We start from the raw sequence: 17,146 nt of genomic DNA, 5'->3' as shown, positions 1-17,146 counted from the left end.
CGCCGCCAAGCCGGCAAAACACCATTCCATTCATTCCCGTAATCATATATGGGCATAACAACCCTTTTCCAATGAGGAAAGCGGGTAAGTTGATGCGAGAACGGAATGGATCCACGCAGACGACTGGTCCCCGATATCGTCACCCTGCAGGCGTTTGAATGCGCGGCACGGCATGGCAATTTTACCCGTGCGGCGGAAGAACTCAACCTCACGCAGAGCGCGGTGAGCCGGCAGATCGGCGAACTGGAAGCGCAGACGGGAATGCAGCTTTTCGAGCGCATCCGCAGGCGTGTCGTGCTTTCGGAAGCGGGGCGCAAATTCCTGCCCGATGTACGGCGCCTGTTGCAGCAATCCGAGCAGCTGATGGTGCGTGCGGTCTCGGCCGGAACATCGCACGCCTCTCTGTCCGTCGCAACGTTGCCAACCTTCGGCAGTCGCTGGCTGATGCCGCGCCTCTCCCGCTTTATCGATGCCAATCCGGATATGGCGATCACGATCGGCTCGCGCTCGCATCCCTTCGATTTCGACGAGGAAGGGTTTGATCTCGCCATTCACTATGGCCAGCCGGTCTGGGCGCATGGAACCTGCACGTTTTTATGCAATGAGGTGATCGTGCCGGTCGCGAGCCCCGCCCTGCTCAGCCGCGCCAACGTGAACCGGGCGCAGGATTTGGCCGAACACCCATTGCTGCATGTGACGACGCGGCCCAAACTATGGACGGAATGGCTGGAGATGAACGGGGTGACGGCGGAAAATGCCTATCATGGCAGCCGTTTCGATCAGTTCTCGATGATCATCGAAGCCGCCGCAAGCGGCATCGGTTTTGCCCTTCTGCCGAAATATCTCATCGAGGCGGAACTAGCCTCCGGCCGCCTCGAAATCGTCTTCGACATCCCCTTGCAGACCGCCAAGAGCTATTACGTCGCCCTGCCGGAAGGGCGGCAGGACAATGCGCTTGCCCGTGCCTTTCAGGCCTGGCTGCTCGATCAGGTCGGCAAGCCGGTCTGATTTTCACCGGCGACCAAACCTCAAAGGCGATTGCGGAAAAATGGGTTCCAGCGCACGGTGCCGAGCCTTACCTTTTCACGGATCATCGTCAGGAGTCCCGATCCAGCGATGACGGCGAGACCCAGCACCGCAACGGCGTCAGGGTACTCGTGAAAGAAGGTCATGCCGATCGCCACCGCCCAGAGGATTTGCGAATAATGCGAAGGCGCGATCTGGCTTGCGGGCGCAATGCGGGTCGCAACCAGAAGGGTGATCTGTCCCGTTGCCGTACAAAGGCCGATGAAGGCGAAGGCCAGAAGCTGGTGCAGGTTGGGCATGACGAAATCGGGAATCGAGGCGATGCCGTTAAAAGTCAGGCCGTAAATCAGCAGCACACCCATGATCGAGGTGCGCTTTTCCTTTCCCGCCAGCGAGCGCAGCAGCACGATGGTCATTGCCGCCAGGAACGCCACGCCGATGGCGGCAAAATGCCCGAGTTCCAGCGACTTGAAGCCCGGCCGTACAACGAGAATGACGCCGACGATGCCGGCCAGAACCGCTGCCCAGCGCCACGGGCCGATATTCTCCTTCAGCACCACGGCGGAAAGGACGGTGACGAAAAGCGGCGACAGAAAGATCAGCGCATAGGCTTCCGCCAGCGGAATGGTGGTGAAGGCATAGATGCCGAAAATGCCGGCGAAGAGACCGGAAATCGCGCGCCCATGCACCGCGAAGGGCCGGCTCATGCGCCAGAATTCGCGCCACCTTTCCTCACGCGGCTTGCTGAAAAAGATGAAGATGCCGGAGAAGAGGATGCTGAAGAAGCCGATTTCGAAAACGCTGATCTGCGATCCAAGCGACTTGATGGTGGCATCGCCCATGGAAAAGGTCGCATAAGCGAACAGACCGAGCAGAAAACCCTTTTGCATGTGACTTCCCCGAACACCGACCGCAATGCAAAGCATCCCCCGGCCGCGTGGAACGCGACCCGGACGCCCCTTAAAGGGACAGACAGTCTGGCAGATTTGATCCTCACCCTATGGCTAGACCCGGCTACCTATGAGTGCAAGCCGCAAAAGAAGCAAAATTGCCCAATTGGACCCGGCCAGTGCAAATGGCTGCAAGGTGCGGCAAATTTGTCCCGCCGCCGCCATCACATCACCGTCATGGAAAGAGGTTAGCCGGTGTTGATCGTAGCGCTTGGCGACGGGCATGAAGGCGGCTAAATATTATCATGTGATTTTCGCCCGCCGATTTCCCCGGCTGGTATTACCGCGTTAACATGGCCTCGCTAACCGAAAGGAAAAAGAATGCGGATTGTGATGATCGGTTCAGGTTATGTCGGCCTCGTGTCCGGCGCGTGTTTTGCAGATTTCGGTCACGATGTGGTCTGCGTCGACAAGATGCCAGAGAAGATCGAGGCCCTGAAAAAAGGCCAAATTCCGATCTTCGAACCGGGTCTGGAGACGATCGTCGCCAACAATGCCAGGGCTGGCCGGTTGAGTTTCACCACCGATCTAACCGCTGCCGTCGCCAATGCCGAGGTCGTCTTCATCGCGGTCGGCACGCCCTCGCGGCGCGGCGATGGCCATGCCGATCTCGGTTATGTTTATGCGGCAGCAAAAGAGATCGCCCATGCGCTGGATGGTTTCACCGTCATCGTCACCAAATCCACCGTTCCCGTCGGCACCGGCGATGAGGTGGAGCGCATCATTCGCGAGGAAAACCCTTCCGCCGATTTCGCCGTGGTGTCCAATCCGGAATTCCTGCGCGAAGGTGCCGCCATCGAGGATTTCAAGCGGCCGGACCGCATCGTCGTCGGCCTTTCGGACGAGCGCGCCCGCCCTGTCATGACGGAGGTTTACCGTCCGCTCTACCTCAACCAGTCGCCGCTGCTCTTCACCACGCGGCGCGCCTCGGAACTGATCAAATATGCCGCCAACGCCTTTCTGGCGATGAAGATCACATTCATCAACGAAATGGCCGACCTCTGTGAAAAGGTCGGCGCCAATGTGCAGGACGTGTCGCGCGGCATCGGTCTCGATGGCCGCATCGGCTCGAAGTTTCTGCATGCCGGCCCGGGATATGGCGGCTCCTGTTTCCCAAAGGATACGCTGGCGCTCGCCAAGACCGCGCAGGATTATGATGCGCCGGTGCGGCTGATCGAAACCACCATCGCCATCAACGACAATCGCAAGCGCGCCATGGGCCGCAAGGTCATCAACGCCATGGGCGGCGACGTGCGCGGCAAGAAGATCGCCGTGCTTGGCCTTACCTTCAAGCCGAATACCGACGACATGCGCGACAGCCCGGCAATCGCCATCATCCAGACCCTGCAGGATGGCGGTGCACGGGTTGTGGGCTACGACCCCGAAGGCATGGCGAATGCCCGCCATCTGATGGAGGATATCGAATACGCAACAGGTCCCTACGAGGCGGCGGAAGATGCCGATGCGGTGGTGATCGTGACGGAATGGAACCAGTTCCGCGCGCTTGATCTGCCGCGCCTGAAGGCGATCATGAAAAACCCTGTTCTGGTGGACCTGCGCAATATTTACCGCACGGATGAAGTCGCCGCGCATGGCTTCATCTATGCTGCCGTCGGCCGCCCGCATGAGGGTGGCCCCGGCAAAGAACTTTAGCGATCTGTCGTCTGGAATTTCACTGAAACAATTTTCGCGCTTCGGTTTAACCGCAAACGCACCAACAGATTCGGGATATAGTCATCATGCGTTATCTGGTTACCGGCACGGCTGGCTTCATCGGCTTTTACGTCGCAAAGCGGCTGCTGGATGCCGGCCACTTCGTGACCGGCTTCGACGGCATGACGAAATATTATGATGTCAGCCTGAAAGAAAAACGCCACGCCATCCTTTCCCGCTCCAACGGCTTCCGGGCTGAAATCGGCATGCTGGAAGATACCGATGCGTTGAAGCGGGCGGCGGAGGCCGCAGAACCGGAAATCATCATCCATCTCGCCGCCCAGGCCGGTGTTCGTTACAGCCTTGAAAATCCGCGCGCCTATATCGATTCCAATCTCATCGGCTCGTTCAACATGCTGGAGCTCGCGAGAAGCCTTGATGTCAAGCACCTGATGCTGGCATCGACCTCCTCCATCTACGGTGCCAACGAAAAAATCCCCTTTGCGGAGAGCGACAAGGCCGACGAGCCGATGACACTTTATGCCGCCACCAAAAAATCGATGGAGCTGATGGCGCATAGCTATGCACATCTGCACAAATTACCCACCACAGCATTCCGCTTCTTTACGGTCTACGGGCCATGGGGCCGGCCGGACATGGCGCCGATCAAATTCGTCGATGCCGTCTCCAACGGCCGGCCGATCGATATTTACGGCCAAGGCAATATGAGCCGCGACTTCACCTATATCGACGATTTGGTCGAAGGCATCGTCCGGTTGAGCCAGATCATCCCGTCGGAAGAAAACCGGGTTACGCAGGAAGGTGTCACCGACACACTCTCGCACCACGCGCCCTTCCGCGTCGTCAATATTGGCGGCGGCCAGCCGGTGGAGCTGATGCAATTCGTCGAAACGATCGAAAAGGCAGTCGGCAAGCCGGCAATCCGCAACATGCTGCCGATGCAGCAGGGCGACGTTCCGCGCACCTTTGCCTCGCCCGATCTTCTGAGGGCATTGACCGGTTATGTGCCACAAACCCCGGTCGAGGAGGGCATCAAGGCCCTCGTCGCCTGGTATCGGCAAATGCAATCGTCCGAGCTGCGGGAGTAGTTCAGAGCGTTGCGAGCAACCGGTTGGAGAGCGCGCCACCCGATGCGGCCTGCATGGAGACTTTGGTTTCCACCGCTTCGATGATCGTATCGCTGAAATCGACATTGGTGAGTTCAAGGATATTCGATAACCCACCGGGCGAAAACACGTTCACCTCCAATATCTTGTCGCCAACGATATCAAGCCCCACGAGGAACATGCCGTCCTCCACCAGCTTCGGCCGCATCATTTCGGCCAGCGCCACGATGTCGTCCGTCACCTTCACCGCTTCCGCGGTGCCTTTGGCGTGGATGTTGGAGCGCAGATCGCCTTTGGCCGGCACGCGACGAAGCGCTGCATATTGGCCGTCCCGCATCAGTGGCCTGCCATTCATCATGAAGAAGCGAATATCGCCGTCCTTGGCGGCCGGCAGATAGGCCTGCGCGATCAGATAACCCTCAAGGCTGACCGCCTCGAAAATCTGGTTGAGGTTGGCTTCTTTGCTGGAGCCGATCTTGAATACGTTCTTGCCGCCGGAGCCCTGCAGCGGCTTGACGATGACGCCCTTGGGATGGGCATCGGCAAAGGCCCGGATTTCCTCGACATTGCGCGAAATGATCGTGGTCGGCCGGACGATTTCGGGAAAGCTCTGGAAATAGAGCTTGTTCTGCGCCAGCGCCAGACCTTCCGGATCGTTCAGCACCACGACGCCGCGCTGTTCGGCAAGCCGCCCGAACAGAATGCCGGCATGCACTGCCCATGGCCGCGTCGTCTGGTCGAGCGACGGGTCGTTGCGCAGCATCAGCGCGTCGATTTCCTCGATATCCATGGTCCGCCGCTCCAGCGCCTTATCCTGAAGCGTGGTGTGGAATGTCTCGCCCTTTTTGATTTTCGCCTTCGGCAGTACGGTGGCATGGATGGTCAGGCTGTCATCCGACCGCAAGGTGAAGTCGCCGGGTGTGAGATAAACCACCTCATGGCCGCGATTGAGCGCCGCCATGGCCAGCAGGCCGGTAGCGTAATTTGGTCCCTCGGTCTCGATGGAATTGACGAAAAATGCGATACGCATGAAGCCCCTCCTATAATGTCGCCAGTTCGGCAATGGATAATCCCGCCCGTATTTTTTCGAGCCGCTCATTGGCCTTAGCGGGCAGTAAGAAAGCGGGCCTGACACCCGGCGGCCGCAAGAGACCGCGCAGGGCAAGCTCCTGCATGACAGGGAAATGGGCGGCAGCGATCTTGCCCATCCAGAATGGATCAAGCGCCCCGCCCCTGCGCAAATGCTCCAGCACCTCGGCCAACCCACGCAGATAAATCGCATCCTTCGACAGGCCGCCGCCGCGATAGATGCGCAGCACCATGTTGAAAGCGCCGGCCTCGTCGAAACCGTGATCGCGGGTCATGATGCGGAAGGTCTCAACGAAAGTCGCGCCATCAAGCATGGTGGCGCAGCCGACGACGCGCCCGGCAATCAGCCGCAGGCGCTCGCGCGTCATGCCACCGGCCAGATGTTCCGCCAGCACCGCCAGCCCCTCCTGCACGCCCTCATAACCGGAAAGGCCGGTGCGGAAGAGCCGCAGGCCCTGAGACGAGCCGTTGAAATAGGTGAGAAGATGCACGCCGATCTCATGCGACAGCAGTGCCTCGACGCGGCGCTGTTCCATGACGGTGTGGCGGGAAATCAAAAGCTTCTCGCCCGTCACCATCAGGCCGGGCGGCAGGTCGTCGCGGATTTCAACGCGGGCCTTGAATTCCGGTTCTTCCGCCAGATAGGTCTCGACCATCTCGCGCGATTTCCTGGCGACCGCGTAACAATCGACCATGGCGATTTCGCCGCTTTCCTGGGCGCGTGGGCAGTCCTCAAGCACACGAAGCGCCAGCGTCAGAAGAGCGGGTTCGACGGCGCCATAGAGGGCGCGCGAAAAATCGGTGAAGGTTCGATGATGCAGGTTCGCAAGCATCGTTAGCTGCAGATCGATCTCCTGCTGTTTCTCCCGGTAGAGATGATAGAGCACCGGGTCTTCCAGATGATCGAAAACGACGGAATAGAGCCTGCGTTTCTGCTCCTCGACATCAACGCCGAGCGGCCGATAAAGCAGGCGTGGCGCAAATTGAAAGCTGCCATCGCGAAACTCCTCAAACGCCCGGCGGGCATTGATCGGTGTAACGGACAGAAGAAAATCGAAGGATGAAACGATCTCATCCACCGAGCGGTCGGCGCGCCGGACGGCATCGACAAAGGCCTTACGGCCAAGCGCCCGGTGGCTGGTGACTTTCAGCGCATCCATGCCGGAGGCAAATGACGAGAAGGCTTGCAGACCGGCATCGAATAGATCGGCGATCATAGTTTCGCGCAGGCCCGGATAATCGGCACCGGATTCCGGCTGTCGATAGATCGGCGCGAAGCGCACACTGATGCAGGGAAAATCCAGACCGGCATTCTGAAACCTGAGGATCGGATCGGCATCCAGCTCTGGCCGGGTGATGCGCGGCGTGCGAAACCGCACTTCGGCATCACAGACCGCCTTGATGAAGACCCGGCGGGCTTTCTGCGTTTCCGGTTCGGAGGTCGCTGAAACAGAAACCTCATAATGCGGCAGAAAGGGGGAATCGTCGGCCAGCAGAATATCGTGTTCCAGCTCGCCTATATCGATCACCAAGAAAGCGCCGAAGCGCTGCCGCATGGCCATGCCAACAGCCTCGATCAGCGGCGCAGCCTCCTGAATGTTCGAGGCTATGAGATAGGATGCGTGGGCGGCGGCGATATCCCGCGCAGCGAGGTCTTTCGTGCCGCCCGTCAGATGCAGGCAGAGGAACGGCAGCGGCCGGTCGATGTGCAGCCTGCCGTTTTTTCCGACATCCCGGCGGATAGCCTTGCCGGCCTCCAGGCAGGAGACGACATCATCCACCAGATCGGCGATGGGGGAAGGCTCGCTGCGGGCGGAGGAAACACTCATCGCCGCGACCCCAGGCATTTCTCAAGAACCGGCTGAAGGGCGGCGATCGTGTCACGGATATCCGAGATCACCCGTGTGTCCGGCTTTCCCGTCCATTCATCCATGAAGAATTTCTTGAACTCGATTGCAATCGCGCAGCCGTTTTCGGCAAATCGTTCGTGGATGAAGCGGGTCTGCTCCCCTTTGCCCTGAAACGCCACATTCTCTCGAACATCAAGGCGTCGACCACCAATGGTCGCTGACGCGAAATGATGACCGACGGCGCTGACCACATCGCTCCAGCTGCTGCGATCCATGGAAAATGTACCGATATTGATATCGGGCGCTTCCACCTGCGCCGTCGCAGGCGCGGCAGCGCCCTGCCGGCGATGATTGTAGCTGTGCACATCCAGCACCACGAAAGCTCCGTACCGCCGTTCCACCGCGGACAGAACCGTCTCCAGCATCGCATAATAATCGGCGTGGAAGTCGAGCGATTGCCGAAGCGCTTCCTCTGTCGGCTCCTCGTTCCAGACCTCAAGCCCCCAGGATTGCTCGGGCTTCAGGTAGATCGCCTGATCGGCAGCGCGGTTGAGATCGATTTCGAAGCGAGAATGATGAACGACGAGACGATTAGTCAGCCCCGAAATCATCTCGCCGGTGAAGGGATCTTCCTCGCGCAGCCTCTGTTCGGCTGAAAGGGCCATGAGCCCCGCCACCTCCGGGCGAATGAAATGGCCGTCGTGAATGGCCGTGCCGACAACGGGGGAATTGCCGAAGTCGATCGACCAGAAACCCCTGTTTTTGTTGTAACCGTAATGTTCGCCGTCGCTGTGTCTGGCTGCCATGCTGCCTCCCCTGCATCGGGTGTAAAACAACGCGACTTGCCCGTTTGTTCCGGGAAAAATTGCGCACGATACATTTGCCCCCTGCACAGACACCGCCCGAAAAACTGCGGAACCATCCCGGAAAGCTCACGTTGTTCTGACAGGAGGGCCGCCGTGTCAAACGGACGTGATGGTGCCGAAGAACATCGGGATTTTTCCGTTTTCTCCCGGTGGCCAACGAAGCGGCAGTCGAGCTTCTCACCCATCCGGCGTCCCTCCGTCCCCACTTTCCCCGCACAAGGAGCTGCGACATGGAAAAGACCGAAACGCGCAAACTTGCGGAAGAATATCTGCGACTTGGCGGCACACGTCAGGTGATGATCGACGACAACAAGACCTTCGTGCGCCAATGGGAAAACGAACCGGCAGAGGCCGAGACATTCTGGCAAACGCACATCGAAAATCTCGAGGCCGAACGCCGCAAGGACGTGGAATTTTTCCTGCCCTCCGTGAATTCGGACAAGGACGACTGAACCCGGAAGGAGACAGACATGACTTCAATCAACGCTGCAAAAATCGTCATTCTCGCAACCGACGGCTATGAGCGCTCGGAACTCAGGGTGCCCTACGATCAGCTGAAGGCCAAAGGTTCCGATGTAAAGATCGCCTCGATCAAAACAGGCGAAATCAAGAGCTGGGATGAAAAGAACTGGGGCGACAGCATCGCCGTCGATCTTTCCGCCAGGAACGTCAAATCGGATGATTTTGACGCGCTGGTTCTTCCGGGTGGCCAGATCAACCCGGATATTCTGCGCCATGATGAGGATGCGATGCGCGTGGTGCGCGATTTCGTCAAATCCGGCAAGGTGGTGGCCGCCATCTGCCATGCGCCATGGCTGCTGGTGGAAGCGGATGCCCTGCGCGGTCGTGACGCCACCTCTTATTGGTCGATCAAGACAGACCTGAAAAACGCCGGCGCCAACTGGAAGGACGAAAAGGTGGTGACGGACAAGGGTATCATTACTTCCCGCAGTCCCGAGGACCTCGACGCCTTCGTTGCGAAAATCGTCGAGGAGGTCGAGGAAGGCCGCCACGAACGCCGCGCCGCTTAAAGGCCCTTACCATCCCGTGTCGCCGGTTTCCGGCGGCACTTTTATTGGGAGAGACCCATGAAAAGCAGATTGCTGGCGAGCGGCGCGGAGCGCACCTTCATTCTCGTCATTGAACCGGAAGAAGAAGCCTTGGAGGCTATCCGGCGTTTTGCCGCGACCGAGAACATCAACGCCGCTTCGGTGACGGCGATCGGGGCCTTTGCCACGGCAACGCTCGCCTTTTTCGATCTTTCGACGCAAGCATATAATGAAATCCCTGTCACCGCGCAGAGCGAGGTTCTGAGCCTGCTTGGTGATATCACCCTTGATGAAAACGACACGCCCAATCCGCATCTGCATGTGGTTCTGGGCTTTGCCGATGGATCCACCAAGGGCGGCCATTTTCTGAAGGGAGTGGTACGACCGACCCTGGAAGTGGTCATCCGCGAAACACCCGCGGAATTGCGGCGCAGCTATCGCCCGGAATTCGGCATCGCCCTTATCGATCCCGCGAAATAAACCGGCGGAACCGGAAAAACACCATTGCGTTATTCCCCCATGTGAGGGGCGGCATGGCGGCAGCGATCAATCGAAAAGACACCGGTGACGATGAGGTCAGACAGTTTCTGACCGGTCTGGCACGTGGCACGGCGGGTGCCCTGCTGTTTGCACTGCCGATGCTGATGACCATGGAAATGTGGTTTCTCGGTCTTTACATCAATCCGTGGCGGCTGCTGCTGCTCTGCATCCTCAACCTGCCGCTGCTGCTGCTTCTCGCCCGCCGCATCGGCTTTGAGAATATTCATTCCTGGGGCCAGGCGCTGCGCGACGCGATCACTGCCTACGGGCTCGGCATAGCCGTCAGCGCCGCTGTGCTGTTGCTGTTCGGTATCCTGAACGACCAGATGACCGTCTCCACCATCATCACCAAGATTGCGCTGCAATCCGTGCCGGCGAGCATCGGCGCGCTGCTCGGCCGCAGTCAGCTGGGCCAGCATTCGGATGCGCAGGACGAAGAAGAAGGCGAATATTCCGGCAAGACCGGTTATCTGCACGAACTGTTCATGATGATGGTCGGCGCGCTCTTTCTGAACCTCAATGTCGCGCCAACGGAAGAGATGATCCTGATCGCCTATAAGGTGACGCCCTATCACATTCTGGCGCTTTGCCTGCTGTCGATTGCCATCATGCACGGCTTTGTCTATGCGCTTCATTTCAAGGGCTCTCACCAGCTGCATGAGGGGCAGCAATGGTGGCAGTCCTTCATCCGTTTTACCCTGCCGGGCTATGTCATCGCCATCGCCATCAGCATCTACACGCTCTGGACCTTCGAGCGTCTCGACCATACGTCGCTGTCGCAGATCATGAGCGCCGCCGTCATTCTCGGCGTTCCGGCTTCGATCGGCGCGGCCTCTGCCCGATTGATCCTGTGAGGACAAGATGACGATATCGAAGGGTAACAAACACACCGAAAGTTCCGATCCCCATTGGATAGAATGGGTGACAGGTGCGATCTGCACCCTTCTCGTTACGGCCATGCTCGGCTGGATCGCCTACGACATCTATCGTTACCAGCCTGAGGATGCCCGTTTCGAAATAGCCGTCACCGGCGTGGAGGGGCAATCCGGTTCGTACCGCGTGAAGTTCGATATCCGCAATCTCTCGATGACGACGGCAGCGCAGGTGCAGGTGCGCGGCGACCTGCAGCAAGACGGCACGATGCAGGAAAGCGCTGATGTGACATTCGATTATGTCGCCTCGGAATCGAAGGATGCCGGCACGCTTTTCTTCCGCAACGACCCCCGCCGCGGCACACTCAATCTCAACGTCTCCGGCTATACCGAGCCGTGAGACCTTTCAGGACTATTTCATGCCAACATCCAAACTGACGAAAGAACGCGATCTCAGGGATTCAAAGCCGCTCTGGGCCGATAGCCCACGCATCGGCATCCGCAGCGGAACGACACCAAAGGCCGACCGTTACGACACGATCGTCGTCGGCGCCGGCATCAGCGGCGCGCTGGTGTCGCACGCGCTGCATCGCCCGGGGCAATCCATGCTGATTATCGACAAAAGCGAACCGGTGATGGGCAGCAGCGTGGCCAGCACCGCGATGATCCAGCACGAGATCGATACACCGCTGACGGAACTGAGAAAGATGATCGGCAAGGATGCCGCCGACAGGGCATGGCAGCGCTCGGCCCGCGCCGTCTTGCGTCTCGAAGAAATCGTCACGTCGCTCGGCATCTCCTGCAGCATGGCGCGCAAGCAGGCACTTTATCTTGCCGGAGATGAAATGGGGTCGCGTGCGCTGAAGGCGGAAGCGGCTGCGCGCGGGGAGGCCGGCATCGAGGCCACGTTCCTCACTGCTGCGGAACTACAAGAACAATATGGCCTAGAGCGGACCGCCGCCATTCTCAGCGACATCTCGGCCTCCGCCAATCCCGCGCAGCTGACAGCGGGCCTGTTGCGCCACACGGCGGGTGCAGGCGCTGAAATTGTCTCACAGCTTGAAATCACCGATCTTAGAAATCTCGGTGACGAGGTGGTCCTTGCGACCGCTGAGGGCAAAATCCTCTCCGCCCGCAATGTCGTCTTCTGCACCGGATATCAATTTCTGAAGATGCTCGAAAGTCCGAAACACCAGATCATTTCCACCTGGGCAATGGCGAGCAGGAAAGGACTTGAACTGCCGGACTGGCTGGAGAACCACATCGTCTGGGAGGCTTCCGACCCCTATCTTTATCTGCGCACCGATCGAAACGGACGCATGATTGCCGGCGGCGAAGATGAGGAAAATCCCACCGCCTTCCAGTCGGAGCGCAAGCTGGCCACTAAAACGAAAATTATCCGCAGCAAGATCGAAAAACTGCTCGGCGTCGATATCGGCGAACCGGAATATCGCTGGGCAGCGGCGTTTGGCACCACCACCACCGGCCTGCCGCTGATCGGCACGGTTCCCGGCATGAAGAATGTCTATGCCGTCATGGGTTTCGGCGGCAACGGCATCACCTTCAGCCAGATCGCCGCCGAAATCGTCGCCGCCGCCGTTAATGGCGGCAAGGACCCAGACGCCGATCTTTTCCGCTTCGGTTGATGCCCGATCAGTCTTCCTTGATGCCGGCGGCCACCTGCATGCGGCGAAGCGTCCAGAGAACGATAATCCCGACGCCGGAGGCTAACAGCGCGAGCGGCCACATGCCGAGCCCGGCAGAGAGGCCGATCGCGGCCGAAAGCCACATGCTGGCCCCCGTCGTCAGGCCTTTGACGTCACCTTTGGTATAAACGACCACGCCCGCGGCTAGAAAGGCGATGCCGGCCGTCACGGCCTCCACCAGCCGGATGGGATCGAGCCGCGCCGCCTCATGGCCTTCCGCCATCGTCTCCATCATGTGGATGGTGATGACACAGAAGGTGACGGCGGCAAGGCCGATCAGCATGTTGGTGCGCAGACCGGCGGTGTTCTTGTGAAACTCCCGCTCCAGCCCGATCAGGCCGCACAGGATGACCGCGCCGAACACGCGCACCAGCAGCACCTCGAAAGGCATGGAAACATTCATGGAAAATTCTTCTGCAAGGCTCTGGGGCACTGTCGCGTCTCCTCCCGAAATTTCATCACCAGTAAGTTCGGGAAGGCCGGTTGGTTCCGCGCGGCAATATAAACGTTGCGCGCAACGGAGCCGGAACCATAGGGACTGCGAAGGGTTTGTCTCCCGTGCGCATAAGCGCACATCGTGAATTTTCACACCATGGGAGAAGGAACAATGGCCGAGAAGAAACTCGACGACCTGTTTTATGATACGCTGAAGGATATTTATTACGCTGAAAGGCAGATTCTGAAAGCCCTGCCGAAAATGGCCCGGGCAGCGACCGACCCGAAGCTGAAACAGGCCTTTGAAAAACACAAGGAAGAGACGCAGGGTCACGTGGAGCGCCTGCAGGAAGTATTCGAAGTCATCGGCAAGCGGGCGCAGGGCAAGACCTGTGAAGCGATCCAGGGCATCATCGCCGAAGGCGAAGAGATCATTGATGATTTCAAGGGAACTGCGGCGCTCGATGCCGGTCTCATTTCGTCGGCCCAGGCCGTCGAGCATTATGAAATCGCCCGTTACGGCACGCTGAAAGCCTGGGCGGAAAAGCTTGGGCACACAAAGGCGGTTTCGCTGCTGGACGCCACGCTCAAGGAAGAAACCAAGACCGACGATGCGCTGACGTCGCTCGCCAAGACCTCGATCAATGCTGCGGCTCAGAAAAAGGCGGCATGATCACCTCTTCGACCGCACAAGCAAAAACCGGAATGGTCTCCCATTCCGGTTTTTTATTTATCTGAAGCTGCCGCGTTTTACGGCAGCGTATAAGCGATCACATAGTCGCCCGGTTTGGTGCCGACGGAACCATGACCACCCGCAACCATCACCACATATTGCTTGCCGCCTTCCAGCGCATAGGTCATGGGCGTTGCCTGACCACCGGCCGGCAGGCGCGCTTCCCAGAGCTGTTTGCCGGTTGTGAGGTCGTAAGCGCGCAGAAAATTATCCACAGCAGCACCGAGGAAGGCCACGCCGCCCTTGGTGATCATCGGCCCGCCAATGCCCGGCACGCCCACCTTGAAGGGCAACGGCAGCGGCGTCATGTCATAGACCGTGCCGTTCTTGTGCTTGTAGGCGATATCGCCGGTGCGCAGATCAGCACCCGCGACATAACCCCATGGCGGCGCCTGGCAGGGGATTTTCAACGGACCGAGGAACGGTCCCATGAACACGCCATAAGGCGCGCCGTCATTGCGGTTCAGACCTTGCTCGCTACCCTTCTCATCCTGTCCCTTCGGGGGGATGTCGGCGCGCGGGACGAGCTGGGAGGTAAAGGCAAGATATGTCGGCATCCCGAACATGACTTGGCGCTCGGGATCTACCGCCACGCTGCCCCAGTTGAAGGTGCCGAAATTGCCCGGATAGATGATCGAGCCATTAAGCGAGGGCGGCGTATAACGTCCCTTGTAGTCCAGCTGATGGAAGCGGATGCGGCAGGCGAGCTGATCGAACATGGAGACGCCCCACATGTCCTTTTCCTTCAGCGGCTCCGGCTTGAAAGACAGGGCCGTCGTCGGCTGCGTCGGGGAGGTGAAGTCTTCAGGGATCGCACCACCCGGTGCCGGCTCTTCCGTAATCGGCAGAAGCGGCTCGCCGGTGCGCCGGTCGAGAACATAGATATCGCCCTGTTTGGTCGGACCGACAAGGGCAGGCACGCTCTGGCCGTCCTTCGTAATGTCGAGCAGCACAGGCTGTGCGGGAACGTCCATGTCCCAGAGATCGTGATGGACCGTCTGGCGCACCCAGCGGTCCTTGCCGGTATTGATATCGAGCGCAACAATGGAGGAGGAATATTTCTCCACATTCTCGCTGCGGCCCATGCCAAGCTGGTCCGGCACCTGATTGCCGAGCGGGACATAAACCAGGCCAAGGCCCTCGTCATAGCTCAGTACCGACCAGCTGTTCGGCGAGTTGGTCGTATAGGTCTCGCCCGCCGCAATCGGCTCGGTCTTTTCCGGATTGCCGGAATCCCAGTTCCAGATCAGGGCACCGCTGTTCACATCGAAAGCACGGATGACGCCGGACTGTTCCTGCGTGGAATAATTGTCATTCACCGCACCGCCGATGATGATCTTGCCCGCCGCGATGACGGGCGGCGAGGTCGAATAATAATAACCGGCAGGATTGTATTTCATGCCCTGCTCGAGATGCAGGACACCCTGATCGGCAAAGGAGGTGCAGACCTGACCGGTCGCAGCATCAAGCGCGATCAGCCGCGCATCCGAAGTCGGCAGGTAGACGCGCTCGGCGCATGCCGTGCCTTGGGCGGCATTCGGCTCGGCATAATAGGAAACGCCACGGCACGTCTGGTGCTGGCGGTCCGGATTGAGACCGACATTCGGGTCGTATTTCCACTTTTCCTTGCCGGTTGCCGCATCGATGGCGATCGCCCAATTATGCGGCGTGCAGATGTAAAGTGAATTGCCAACCTTGAGCGGCGTCACCTGATAGGTGGTTTCACCCACGTCGTCAGGCAGTTTCACGTCGCCCGTCTGGTAACGCCAGGCTTCCTTCAGCTGCGAGACATTGTCGACATTGACCTGTGTGAGTGGCGAATAACGCTGGCCATAAGGCGTGCGGCCATATTGGTGCCATTCGCTATCCGGCACGTTGCCGCCATAGGCGGGCGTCGCAGACACTGTCTCCTGCGACAATGAACCGGACTTGCCGTGCGGATCCTGCGTCATGGAATATCCGGCGACCACGATCGAAGCGAGAACAGACAAGGCGAGCGGCCAGGCGTTCGGGCCGTAGTTAAGCCCCGTTGGGCTGGAAAACCCGAGCGGCTTTCTGACCCAGGGCACAAGCAGCCACAGACCGATGAGAATGACGATGCCACCACGCGGACCAAGCTGCCACCAGTCGAAACCCACTTCCCAGATTGCCCAGGCGAGCGTTGCGACAATGAAAACAGCATAAACATGGAGTGCGGCGCGATTGCGCTTGAAGAGCAGAGTGGCCGTCAACAGGAAGGCCAAACCAGAAAGGACATAATAAAAACTGCCGCCCAGCATTACGAGCTGGGAGCCGAAACCAAACAGCGCAAGGCCGATCAGCGTGAGAACAACCGCAGTGACGGTGACTGCCATGAATGAAACCCCCGATTCCTGTCACTTTGGGTGAAATGAAATCGGGGCCAATCTGGTTCCACACAAACTATTCATTTGTCATGAAAAATTTCACGTCATGGTCGTTAAGGGTTTTGCGGCGCCCCCGTCGAGTCCTGTCGTGAGGGATTTGTATCGGTGGAAGCTGGCGGCGCTACACGGCCATTTGCAGGGTTGTTGTCGAAGCTTCCGGAGCCGGAAGGTTGCTGCGGCACAGGTGCCGTCTCGGTCTGCGTGCTTTGCGGACGATTTTCATCCGGCTCAAAAACCGAATATTCAACGACCGCCCAGACGACCAGCGCAAGAAAAAAGCTGACAATCAGAATGACAAGAACCGGCCGTCCTCTGGATCCCTGCCGCGCCCGGGTTGCCGTCTCCGTTTTTGGAGCGTCCCGACCGTGGAGATAGCTGGCATTTTCTCTGGCCATATCTTTTACTCCCTGTAACCTGCCAATTTAATCCGCAGGGTCAGGGTTTTGTTCCAGATAATAGAAGAGAGAGCCTTCAGGCACACTCGGCCGGACGGGGCATATCCAGATAAGGATCAGCAGGCGTCTCCAGCGCGCTGAAGCTTTGCCTGAGCCCCAGCCAGGATGTTGTTCGCCGGGCATCGGCATCCGCCGTTTCGCACGGCTTATCCGGGAAGGTTCCAGTGCTCGTGGCGGCAGCAGGGGTTTGGTTCAACCGCACAGGCGCTCGCATGCCACCAAATTCGGAATGACCGCCGGCAGCCCGATATTTTTTTGCCTCAAGGCGACGGCTTCGCCATACCGGCAGAATCTCCAGAAAAGTAAAAATTTTCAACATCATGATTATCAGAAAAATAGATCAATTAAAAACAATGTCCCACTTTGGCATGTTCGCCGGCAATGTGCACC

18 protein-coding genes are annotated in these 17,146 nt (G+C 58.8%); 10 read left to right on the top strand and 8 right to left on the bottom strand.

Annotation, left to right across the window (positions count from 1 at the left end; all coding sequences use genetic code 11):
* Positions 1-105: 105 nt before the first annotated feature.
* Positions 106-1,008 (top strand): LysR family transcriptional regulator, encoded by a 903-nt coding sequence (locus DXT96_RS17885; RefSeq protein WP_153515778.1) that lies wholly within the window; start codon positions 106-108, stop codon positions 1,006-1,008.
* 20 nt (positions 1,009-1,028) lie between these two features.
* Here the strand turns inward: DXT96_RS17885 and DXT96_RS17880 are convergent, their stop codons facing one another.
* A complete protein-coding gene (locus DXT96_RS17880) occupies positions 1,029-1,916 on the bottom strand; it encodes a DMT family transporter (RefSeq protein WP_142842410.1) in 888 nt (295 codons plus the stop codon).
* A gap of 381 nt (positions 1,917-2,297) precedes the next feature.
* Here DXT96_RS17880 and DXT96_RS17875 point away from each other — a divergent pair, with 381 nt between their 5' ends.
* Together DXT96_RS17875 and DXT96_RS17870 are read left to right on the top strand one after the other, a co-directional pair.
* Complete coding sequence (locus tag DXT96_RS17875) at positions 2,298-3,629, top strand: UDP-glucose/GDP-mannose dehydrogenase family protein (protein WP_153515777.1); 1,332 nt, start codon at positions 2,298-2,300, stop codon at positions 3,627-3,629.
* A gap of 86 nt (positions 3,630-3,715) precedes the next feature.
* Positions 3,716-4,738: an NAD-dependent epimerase gene (locus tag DXT96_RS17870; RefSeq protein WP_153515776.1), complete on the top strand. Its 1,023-nt coding sequence runs from the start codon at positions 3,716-3,718 to the stop codon at positions 4,736-4,738.
* 1 nt (position 4,739) lies between these two features.
* On the opposite strand, the gene DXT96_RS17865 is transcribed toward DXT96_RS17870, so the two are convergent.
* From DXT96_RS17865 to DXT96_RS17855, 3 genes are read right to left on the bottom strand one after another with little or no spacing between them, the layout of a single operon-like run.
* Positions 4,740-5,786: a glutathione synthase gene (locus DXT96_RS17865; RefSeq protein WP_149901158.1), complete on the bottom strand. Its 1,047-nt coding sequence runs from the start codon at positions 5,784-5,786 to the stop codon at positions 4,740-4,742.
* Positions 5,787-5,796: 10 nt separating this feature from the next.
* Positions 5,797-7,674 carry a flavohemoglobin expression-modulating QEGLA motif protein gene (locus DXT96_RS17860; RefSeq protein ID WP_153515775.1) on the bottom strand — a complete coding sequence of 626 codons (1,878 nt, stop codon included), beginning with the start codon at positions 7,672-7,674 and terminating at the stop codon, positions 5,797-5,799.
* Complete coding sequence (locus DXT96_RS17855; protein ID WP_153515774.1) at positions 7,671-8,501, bottom strand: N-formylglutamate amidohydrolase; 831 nt, start codon at positions 8,499-8,501, stop codon at positions 7,671-7,673. The genes DXT96_RS17860 and DXT96_RS17855 overlap by 4 nt, the downstream gene beginning before the upstream one ends.
* A 290-nt stretch (positions 8,502-8,791) precedes the next feature.
* On the opposite strand from DXT96_RS17855, the gene DXT96_RS17845 reads away from it, so the two are divergent.
* The 6 genes from DXT96_RS17845 to DXT96_RS17820 are packed head-to-tail and all read left to right on the top strand — an operon-like array spanning position 8,792 to position 12,668.
* Positions 8,792-9,013, top strand: a complete 222-nt coding sequence (locus DXT96_RS17845) for a hypothetical protein (RefSeq protein ID WP_149901161.1) — start codon at positions 8,792-8,794, stop codon at positions 9,011-9,013.
* Positions 9,014-9,031: 18 nt separating this feature from the next.
* Positions 9,032-9,592 carry a type 1 glutamine amidotransferase domain-containing protein gene (locus DXT96_RS17840; protein ID WP_153515773.1) on the top strand — a complete coding sequence of 187 codons (561 nt, stop codon included), beginning with the start codon at positions 9,032-9,034 and terminating at the stop codon, positions 9,590-9,592.
* A 57-nt stretch (positions 9,593-9,649) separates the two neighbouring features.
* Positions 9,650-10,090, top strand: a complete 441-nt coding sequence (locus DXT96_RS17835; protein WP_149901163.1) for a PPC domain-containing DNA-binding protein — start codon at positions 9,650-9,652, stop codon at positions 10,088-10,090.
* 53 nt (positions 10,091-10,143) lie between these two features.
* A complete protein-coding gene (locus tag DXT96_RS17830; protein WP_153515772.1) occupies positions 10,144-11,004 on the top strand; it encodes a TIGR02587 family membrane protein in 861 nt (286 codons plus the stop codon).
* Between the two features lie 7 nt (positions 11,005-11,011).
* Complete coding sequence (locus DXT96_RS17825; RefSeq protein ID WP_153515771.1) at positions 11,012-11,422, top strand: TIGR02588 family protein; 411 nt, start codon at positions 11,012-11,014, stop codon at positions 11,420-11,422.
* Positions 11,423-11,441: 19 nt separating this feature from the next.
* Positions 11,442-12,668 (top strand): FAD-binding oxidoreductase, encoded by a 1,227-nt coding sequence (locus DXT96_RS17820; protein WP_153515770.1) that lies wholly within the window; start codon positions 11,442-11,444, stop codon positions 12,666-12,668.
* Between the two features lie 7 nt (positions 12,669-12,675).
* On the opposite strand, the gene DXT96_RS17815 is transcribed toward DXT96_RS17820, so the two are convergent.
* On the bottom strand, positions 12,676-13,161 hold the full coding sequence (locus tag DXT96_RS17815; protein ID WP_149901167.1) for an MgtC/SapB family protein: 486 nt from the start codon (positions 13,159-13,161) through the stop codon (positions 12,676-12,678).
* Between the two features lie 174 nt (positions 13,162-13,335).
* On the opposite strand from DXT96_RS17815, the gene DXT96_RS17810 reads away from it, so the two are divergent.
* Positions 13,336-13,836 carry a ferritin-like domain-containing protein gene (locus tag DXT96_RS17810; protein WP_153515769.1) on the top strand — a complete coding sequence of 167 codons (501 nt, stop codon included), beginning with the start codon at positions 13,336-13,338 and terminating at the stop codon, positions 13,834-13,836.
* A 77-nt stretch (positions 13,837-13,913) separates the two neighbouring features.
* Here the strand turns inward: DXT96_RS17810 and DXT96_RS17805 are convergent, their stop codons facing one another.
* The 3 genes from DXT96_RS17805 to DXT96_RS17795 form a co-directional block, all read right to left on the bottom strand.
* Complete coding sequence (locus DXT96_RS17805) at positions 13,914-16,250, bottom strand: glucose/quinate/shikimate family membrane-bound PQQ-dependent dehydrogenase (RefSeq protein ID WP_153515768.1); 2,337 nt, start codon at positions 16,248-16,250, stop codon at positions 13,914-13,916.
* A 104-nt stretch (positions 16,251-16,354) separates the two neighbouring features.
* Entirely contained in the window at positions 16,355-16,696 is a 342-nt protein-coding gene (locus DXT96_RS17800) for a hypothetical protein (protein WP_153515767.1), read from the bottom strand.
* 76 nt (positions 16,697-16,772) lie between these two features.
* The gene (locus tag DXT96_RS17795; protein WP_153515766.1) at positions 16,773-17,078 is read right to left on the bottom strand and encodes a hypothetical protein; all 306 of its coding nucleotides are present in this window, start codon (positions 17,076-17,078) and stop codon (positions 16,773-16,775) included.
* Positions 17,079-17,146: the final 68 nt, after the last annotated feature.

Origin of the sequence: Agrobacterium sp. ICMP 6402, assembly GCF_009498615.1 — a bacterium.
GTDB lineage: Bacteria > Pseudomonadota > Alphaproteobacteria > Rhizobiales > Rhizobiaceae > Agrobacterium > Agrobacterium burrii.
The sequence above is the reverse complement of the archived record's forward strand: the minus strand, read 5'-3'. Positions and strand labels throughout refer to the sequence as shown.

Bases quoted from the DNA above. Each gene is read 5' to 3' on its own strand.
- DXT96_RS17885 (WP_153515778.1), top strand. From the start codon at position 106: ATGGATCCACGCAGACGACTGGTCCCCGATATCGTCACCCTGCAGGCG.
- DXT96_RS17880 (WP_142842410.1), bottom strand. From the start codon at position 1,916: ATGCAAAAGGGTTTTCTGCTCGGTCTGTTCGCTTATGCGACCTTTTCC.
- DXT96_RS17875 (WP_153515777.1), top strand. From the start codon at position 2,298: ATGCGGATTGTGATGATCGGTTCAGGTTATGTCGGCCTCGTGTCCGGC.
- DXT96_RS17870 (WP_153515776.1), top strand. From the start codon at position 3,716: ATGCGTTATCTGGTTACCGGCACGGCTGGCTTCATCGGCTTTTACGTC.
- DXT96_RS17865 (WP_149901158.1), bottom strand. From the start codon at position 5,786: ATGCGTATCGCATTTTTCGTCAATTCCATCGAGACCGAGGGACCAAAT.
- DXT96_RS17860 (WP_153515775.1), bottom strand. From the start codon at position 7,674: ATGAGTGTTTCCTCCGCCCGCAGCGAGCCTTCCCCCATCGCCGATCTG.
- DXT96_RS17855 (WP_153515774.1), bottom strand. From the start codon at position 8,501: ATGGCAGCCAGACACAGCGACGGCGAACATTACGGTTACAACAAAAAC.
- DXT96_RS17845 (WP_149901161.1), top strand. From the start codon at position 8,792: ATGGAAAAGACCGAAACGCGCAAACTTGCGGAAGAATATCTGCGACTT.
- DXT96_RS17840 (WP_153515773.1), top strand. From the start codon at position 9,032: ATGACTTCAATCAACGCTGCAAAAATCGTCATTCTCGCAACCGACGGC.
- DXT96_RS17835 (WP_149901163.1), top strand. From the start codon at position 9,650: ATGAAAAGCAGATTGCTGGCGAGCGGCGCGGAGCGCACCTTCATTCTC.
- DXT96_RS17830 (WP_153515772.1), top strand. From the start codon at position 10,144: ATGGCGGCAGCGATCAATCGAAAAGACACCGGTGACGATGAGGTCAGA.
- DXT96_RS17825 (WP_153515771.1), top strand. From the start codon at position 11,012: ATGACGATATCGAAGGGTAACAAACACACCGAAAGTTCCGATCCCCAT.
- DXT96_RS17820 (WP_153515770.1), top strand. From the start codon at position 11,442: ATGCCAACATCCAAACTGACGAAAGAACGCGATCTCAGGGATTCAAAG.
- DXT96_RS17810 (WP_153515769.1), top strand. From the start codon at position 13,336: ATGGCCGAGAAGAAACTCGACGACCTGTTTTATGATACGCTGAAGGAT.
- DXT96_RS17805 (WP_153515768.1), bottom strand. From the start codon at position 16,250: ATGGCAGTCACCGTCACTGCGGTTGTTCTCACGCTGATCGGCCTTGCG.
- DXT96_RS17800 (WP_153515767.1), bottom strand. From the start codon at position 16,696: ATGGCCAGAGAAAATGCCAGCTATCTCCACGGTCGGGACGCTCCAAAA.
- DXT96_RS17795 (WP_153515766.1), bottom strand. From the start codon at position 17,078: ATGATGTTGAAAATTTTTACTTTTCTGGAGATTCTGCCGGTATGGCGA.